This is a genomic window from Enterobacter sp. PGRG2, assembly GCF_030291195.1.
Lineage (GTDB): Bacteria > Pseudomonadota > Gammaproteobacteria > Enterobacterales > Enterobacteriaceae > Enterobacter_D.
On sequence record NZ_CP127837.1, the window covers coordinates 1690610 to 1697855 of the forward strand.

Below are 7246 nucleotides of genomic sequence, written 5' to 3' on the forward strand. Positions count from 1 at the left end.
TCCACCACACCGCCTCATACGGCCTTAACACCGCCTTCGCAGGGGCCTGCGCCACCTCCGCATAATTACTCATCACCACCCGCCAGTCGCCCGCCATCTCCTCCGGCTCCCATGCCTGATTCTCCCCGCTCAGATTCGCCACTACCAGCAGCGTCTGCCCCTGCCACTGGCGGCGATAACACCACACGGACGGATGCGCAGGCAGCAGATCCTCATAATCTCCCCAGGTCAGCACCGGCTCGCGTTTGCGCAGCGCAATCAGCGCCTGATAGGTATAAAACACCGAGTCCGCATCGCGCAGGGCCGCCTCCACGTTCACCTGCGGATAGTTCTCGCACAGGGCGATCCACGGCTCGCCCCGGGTAAACCCGGCATGGGGAGAGGCATCCCACTGCATCGGCGTGCGGCTGTTGTCGCGGGATTTGGAGGCGAGGATCGTCAGCAGCTGGTCGGCGTCCTGACCGGCGGCGCGGCGTTCGGCAAACATATTGTGGCTTTCCACGTCGCGGTAATCGGTGATGCGCGTAAAGTGCGGGTTGGTCATGCCGATCTCTTCGCCCTGATAGATATAGGGCGTGCCCTGCATACCGTGCAGCACCATGGCGAGCATTTTCGCCGAGGTGACGCGATATTCCCCCTCATCACCAAAGCGGGAGACGATGCGCGGCTGATCGTGGTTACACCAGAACAGCGCGTTCCACGCCACCTGATGCATCCCCTGCTGCCAGTAGCGGAACAGCGTCTTCAGCGCCACGAAATCCGGGGCGGCCAGCGTCCATTTTTCCCCGCCGGGGTAGTCCACTTTCAGATGATGGAAGTTAAAGGTCATCGACAGTTCGCGGCCATCCTGTGCGGCGTACTGCCGACAGTGATCCAGGGTGGTGGAGGACATTTCGCCCACCGTCATCAGCCCGCGCGGGCGGAAAACGTCGCGGCTCATCTCCTGCAAATACTCATGGGCGCGCGGCCCGTCGGTGTAAAAACGACGCCCGTCCCCCAGCTCATCCGACGGAAAATCCTGATCTTTGGAAATCAGATTCACCACATCGAGGCGCAGCCCGTCGACGCCGCGATCGGCCCAGAATTCACACACCTTTTTCAGCTCGGCGCGCACCTGCGGGCTTTCCCAGTTCAGATCCGCCTGCTCCGGGGCGAAAAGGTGCAGATAGTACTGCCCGCTCTCCGCATGCCAGCGCCAGGCGCTGCCGCCGAATTTCGAGCGCCAGTTGTTCGGCGGCGTCACCGGCGAGCCGTCGCGCCAGATATAAAATTCGCGGTACGGACTGGCGGGATCCTGCGCATGGCGGAACCAGGCGTGCTGCGTGGAGGTATGGTTTAACACCATATCCAGCACGATGCGGATGCCGCGCGCATGGGCCTGGGTCACCATCTCGTCAAAATCGTCCAGCGTGCCGTAGCCCGGATCGATGGCGGTATAGTTCGCCACGTCGTAGCCGTTATCCACCTGCGGCGAGATATAAAACGGCGTCAGCCAGATGGCGTCGACGCCGAGGATTTTCAGGTAGTCGAGGCGCTGCGTCACGCCGCGTAAATCGCCGCGCCCGCTGCCGGTGGTGTCCTGGAAGCTCTTCGGGTAAATCTGGTAGATCGCGCCGGTCTGCCACCAGTGGGGAAGTGTATTCATCATGTCGTCCCGATCAAAAAAAGGGGCGCCGTCGCGCCCCCGTAGCATCAAACAATCTGTAGCGATCCCTGACGGGCTTTGCGCTGGTACATAAAGGTCGTGAGCACTAACGGCACGACAATGGCGATGACCATGGCGATGCCGTAGACCTGCCAGTAACCGGTCTGGATGGACAGGATCCCCGGCAGGCCGCCGACGCCGATGCCGTTCGCCATCACGCCGTATAATCCGCACAGCAGCGCGGCGAGGCAGGAGCCAATCATGGCGCACAGCATCGGGAAGCGGTATTTCAGGTTGATACCGTACATTGCCGGTTCGGTCACGCCGAGGAAAGCGGAGATAGCGGCAGGCACCGAAATCTCACGTTCATTCTCTTTGCGGCTGACGATGATGATCCCCACCACGGCGGACGCCTGAGCGATGTTCGACAGGGCAATCAGCGGCCACATCGGTGTGCCGCCCATGCTCTGGATCATCTGCATATCAATAGCGAGCGTGGTCTGGTGCACCCCGGTGATCACCAGCGGCGCATAGAGGAAGCCAAACAGCGCCGCGCCTATCGGGGCGAAGCTGCCGGTCATCAGATGGCGCATGGCGAAGGCCACGCCGTCGCCGATAAGACGACCAAAGGGGCCGATAAACGCGTGGGCAAGGAACACTGCGAGGAGCAGCGAGCAGACCGGCACCACCACCAGATAGAGGTAGGCGGGGACGATACGCTTCAGCTGCAATTCAATATAGCCAAGCGCCAGACCCGCCAGCAGCGCCGGGATGACCTGCGCCTGGTAACCTACTTTATCAATGCTGAACAGGCCAAAGTTCCAGGCTTCCGGCACCTGCTGACCCAGTAAGTAAGCGTTCATTAACTGCGGCGAAACCAGCGTAATGCCGAGCACGATACCGAGGATCGGCGTGCCGCCCATTTTCTTCACCGCCGACCAGCAGATCCCCACCGGCAGGTAGAAGAAGATCGCCTCGCCAATCAGCCACAGGAAGTCATAAATGGTTTTCAGCGCCGGGGACATTTGCGCCAGCGTCTGGCCGTTGCTCATCGGCAGATCGCCGATAACGTTACGGAAGCCCAGAATCAAACCGCCGCTGATCAGCGCCGGCAGCAGCGGGAAGAAGATCTCCGCAAAGTGCGAGATCAGCTGCTCGTACCATTTCATATTCTGGCGCGCCACCCGTTTGGCGTGCTCTTTATCCGCATGAGCCTGACCGGTGGTGGCGAGCAGGACTTTATAGTAGTCGCCGACATCGGGGCCGATCACCACCTGGAACTGTCCGGCGTTGGTAAAGCAGCCCTTCACCATTTTCAGTTTTTCAATGGCTTTCGGATCGGCTTTCGCCGGGTTATCAAGCACAAAGCGCAGGCGGGTAATACAGTGGCTGACGGTGGCGATGTTATCCCGTCCGCCAACCAGCTCGATTAATTTATCGATGTCAGCTTGATCTACTTTTTTGCTCATCGTGAAGCCTCACAGAGGATTTGGAATTATGCGTAGGGAACAGCTGAAAGAGTATCTGCGGATCGGCAAAAGCGAAAAGGGAACGTTCCCGAAATCGGTTAAGGATCACACTAAATCATACAAGCAAAGATTAACCGAGGCGGGCGGGGACGATAATGGTGCGCGGATCGGCGCGGCCGGTGATCTGATCGATCAGCTGCGTGGCGGCCATACGGCCCGCTTCAGCGTAGCCGGGATCGACGGTGACGATTTCCGGATGCAGAAATTTCATCAGCGGCGTATTGCCGACGCTGGCCAGTTGCAGGGCGGTGATGCGCTGCTCCTGTAAGTACTTACTCGCGCCGAGCGCCAGAGTATCAGTGGCGCAGACCAGCGCAGTAGTGTCCGGCGTTAAGACGCGGGCGACGTGCTCATAACCCTGTTTCATCGCCAGGCCCGGCAGCACGGCGACGGGCTGCATCTGATGCTGTGCGCAGAAATGCAGATAGGCGTCGTGGCGGCGCTGGCCGGTGGTGGTGTCGCTGGCAGGCACGCCGAGATAGCTGATATGCCGGTGCCCCTGGGCGTAGAGCTTTTCCAGCAGCATCTGGATCGCCCGTTCATCGTCATAACAGACGGAGGCAAAACCGCTGGCGTCCCGCGCCATCAGCACCAGCGAAGACTGCCAGGGCGCAAGCAGGGTTTCCGTGAGGCCAGTAAAGCCGAACAGCACCACGCCGTCGATATTGCGGCGACGTAACATGCCAAGATGCTCTTCCACCAGCGCCGGAGAGAACTGACTTTCCATCATGATCGGATCGTAACCCTGGGCGTAAAACGCTGGCAGCATGGTCTGTACCGCAAGATTTTCCGACAGCGAATCGAGGCGCGTGACGATGATCGCCACGATGTTATCGCTCTGGCCGCGCATTGCCCGCGCCGAGCGGGACGGGGAGAAGCCATGCTGTTGCATGACGGCTTCCACGCGCTCACGGGTCTGGACGCTGACGCCGCTCTCATTATTGAGCACGCGCGAAACGGTGGATTTACCCACGCCGCTTAAGCGGGCGATGTCTTTGATTGTCAGTCGGTTTTGCATGCGTCCATTCCTGTCAGGTCGGTATCAGCCTAATGCTACTGCGACAAAATACAATGCGCAAAGTCTGGTTTATGTCCGGTTTAGTTGCCGGGCGTTATCATGCGCCGCAACTAAACCTTATCACTTTTACCGGAGGCGACATGGATCCTGATCCCACCCCTCTCCCCGACGGGAGTTTTCCCGCGTTCCGGTAAGTCTGTTTTCGCTGCCTTGCCAGACGCGTAGGGCAGCGACGTTTTACGTCCCTGCAAAATAACATTTGCGCCTGCGGGCGCAGAGGGACTTTTTATGCTGAAAAATTTTATCCGGCAGCGCTTCTTTGCGCTCAGCCGCCATTTACCACGCCGTCTGGTTGACCGCAGCCCGCTGCCGGATGCCACCATCGCAGGCGTAACCCCGATCCCGGCTTCGCTCAGCGCTCACTGCCTCAACGTGGCGGCGATGGACGAATCTCAACTGTGGCGCACCTTCGGCAGCCATCCTGAAGGGCTTAACCCGCAGGAAGTCACGGCCAGCCGCGAGAAGCACGGCGACAACCGCATTCCGGCGCAGGAACCATCGCCCTGGTGGGTGCACCTGTGGCTGTGCTATCGCAACCCGTTCAATTTATTGCTGACGCTGCTCGGCGTGATCTCTTACGCCACCGAAGATATGTTTGCCGCGGGGGTGATCGGCCTGATGGTGGCGATCGCCACGCTGCTCAATTTTATCCAGGAAGCGCGATCCACCCGCGCCGCCGACGCGCTGAAAGCGATGGTCAGCAACACTGCCACCGTGCTGCGGGTGATCAACGACAAAGGCGAAAGCGCCTGGTGTGAACTGCCGCTGGAAGAACTGGTGCCGGGGGATATTGTCCGGCTGGCGGCGGGGGATATGATCCCTGCCGATTTGCGCGTGATACAGGCCCGGGATCTGTTCGTGGCGCAGGCCTCGCTGACCGGCGAATCGCTGCCGGTGGAGAAGCTCGCCGTCACACGTAATGCCGCGCAAACCAATGCGCTGGAGTGCGACACCCTGTGCTTTATGGGCACTAACGTGGTGAGCGGCACGGCGCAGGCGATGGTCATCGCCACCGGCGGCAACACCTGGTTTGGTCAGCTGGCCGGGCGCGTCAGCGAACAGCCCACCGAGCCGAATGCGTTCCAGAAAGGCATCAGCCGCGTCAGTATGCTGCTGATCCGTTTTATGCTCGTCATGGCGCCGCTGGTGCTGTTGATTAACGGCTACACCAAAGGCGACTGGTGGGAAGCGGCGCTGTTTGCGCTGTCGGTGGCGGTGGGCTTAACCCCGGAAATGCTGCCGATGATCGTCACCTCGACGCTGGCACGCGGCGCGGTGAAACTGTCTAAACAGAAAGTGATCGTGAAACATCTGGACGCCATCCAGAACTTCGGCGCGATGGACATCCTGTGCACCGATAAAACCGGCACCCTGACCCAGGACAAAATCGTGCTGGAGAACCACACGGACATCGCCGGAAAAGTTAGTGAGCACGTACTTCACACCGCGTGGCTGAACAGCCATTACCAGACCGGCCTGAAAAACCTGCTGGATGTGGCGGTGCTGGAAGGGGTGGACGAAGACCGTGCGCGGGAACTCTCCGCCCGCTGGCAAAAAATCGACGAGATCCCCTTTGATTTTGAGCGCCGCCGCATGTCGGTGGTGGTGGCGGAAACGCCGGATGCGCCGCTACTCATTTGCAAAGGGGCGTTACAGGAGATGCTCAGCGTCTGTAGCCATGTGCGGCATAACGGCGAGGTGACAGCGCTGGATCAGGCTATGCTGCGCCGCATCGAGCGCGTCACCCAAACCCTGAACCGTCAGGGCCTGCGCGTGGTGGCGGTGGCCAGCAAATACCTCGCGGCGCGGCAGGGGGATTATCAGCGTGCCGATGAGTCAGACCTGATCCTTGAAGGCTATATCGCCTTTCTCGATCCGCCGAAAGAGAGCACCGCCCCGGCGCTGAAGGCGCTGCACGCCAGCGGCATCACGGTGAAAATCCTTACCGGCGACAGCGAGCTGGTGGCGGCGAAAGTGTGCCACGACGTCGGGCTGAACGCGGGCGAGGTGGTCACCGGCAGCGATATCGAAGGGTTAAGCGATGACGAGCTGGCGGCGCTGGCGCAGCGCACCACGCTGTTCGCCCGTCTGACGCCGATGCACAAAGAGCGCATCGTCACGCTGCTAAAACGTGAAGGGCATGTGGTGGGCTTTATGGGCGACGGCATCAACGATGCCCCGGCGCTGCGGGCAGCGGACATTGGCATTTCCGTGGACGGGGCGGTGGATATCGCCCGCGAAGCCGCTGATATTATTCTGCTGGAAAAGAGCCTGATGGTGCTGGAAGCAGGCGTGATCGAAGGGCGTCGTACTTTTGCCAATATGCTCAAGTACATCAAAATGACCGCCAGTTCTAACTTCGGCAACGTGTTCAGCGTGCTGGTGGCGAGCGCATTTCTGCCATTTTTACCCATGCTGCCGCTGCACTTACTGATCCAGAACCTGCTGTACGATGTGTCACAGGTGGCGATCCCCTTTGATAACGTCGACGATGAGCAGATCCAGAAGCCACAGCGCTGGAACCCCGCCGATCTGGGGCGCTTTATGCTGTTCTTTGGGCCGATCAGTTCGATCTTCGACATTCTGACGTTCTGTGTGATGTGGTGGGTGTTCCACGCCAACGTGCCGGAAGCGCAGACGCTGTTCCAGTCCGGCTGGTTTGTGGTGGGGCTGCTGTCCCAGACGCTGATTGTGCATATGATCCGCACCCGTCGCGTGCCCTTCTTCCAGAGTCGCGCCGCCTGGCCGCTGCTGATGATGACGGCGGTAGTGATGGTGTTGGGCATCGGGCTGCCGTTCTCGCCGCTGGCAAGCTATCTGCAACTCCAGGCGCTGCCGCTGGCGTACTTCCCGTGGCTGGCGGGGATTTTGCTGGGGTATATGGCGTTGACGCAGCTGGTGAAAGGATTTTACAGCTGCCGGTACGGGTGGCAGTGAGGGGGGAGTTGTGCTTTAACCTGTTTGCCGGGTGGCGCTACGCTTACCCGGCCTACA

At 60.2% G+C, this 7246-nt stretch carries 4 protein-coding genes; 1 reads left to right on the forward strand and 3 read right to left on the reverse strand.

The genetic code is table 11. The annotated features are described in order from the left end of the window. From treC to treR, 3 genes are all read right to left on the reverse strand, one after another. Positions 1 to 1645 (reverse strand): alpha,alpha-phosphotrehalase (gene treC, locus QRD42_RS07355; RefSeq protein ID WP_321988517.1); only part of this gene is annotated, 1645 nt, incomplete at its 3' end. A gap of 47 nt (positions 1646 to 1692) precedes the next feature. Beyond that, positions 1693 to 3114, reverse strand: coding sequence for a PTS trehalose transporter subunit IIBC (treB, locus tag QRD42_RS07360; RefSeq protein WP_072570353.1), 1422 nt, complete (start codon positions 3112 to 3114; stop codon positions 1693 to 1695). Between the two features lie 130 nt (positions 3115 to 3244). Beyond that, complete coding sequence (gene treR, locus QRD42_RS07365) at positions 3245 to 4192, reverse strand: trehalose operon repressor TreR (RefSeq protein WP_321988518.1); 948 nt, start codon at positions 4190 to 4192, stop codon at positions 3245 to 3247. A gap of 288 nt (positions 4193 to 4480) precedes the next feature. Between treR and mgtA the strand changes: the two genes are divergently transcribed. Continuing rightward, positions 4481 to 7189 (forward strand): magnesium-translocating P-type ATPase, encoded by a 2709-nt coding sequence (mgtA, locus tag QRD42_RS07370; protein WP_321988519.1) that lies wholly within the window; start codon positions 4481 to 4483, stop codon positions 7187 to 7189. Positions 7190 to 7246: the final 57 nt, after the last annotated feature.

Bases quoted from the DNA above. Each gene is read 5' to 3' on its own strand.
- mgtA (WP_321988519.1), top strand. From the start codon at position 4,481: ATGCTGAAAAATTTTATCCGGCAGCGCTTCTTTGCGCTCAGCCGCCAT.
- treR (WP_321988518.1), bottom strand. From the start codon at position 4,192: ATGCAAAACCGACTGACAATCAAAGACATCGCCCGCTTAAGCGGCGTG.
- treB (WP_072570353.1), bottom strand. From the start codon at position 3,114: ATGAGCAAAAAAGTAGATCAAGCTGACATCGATAAATTAATCGAGCTG.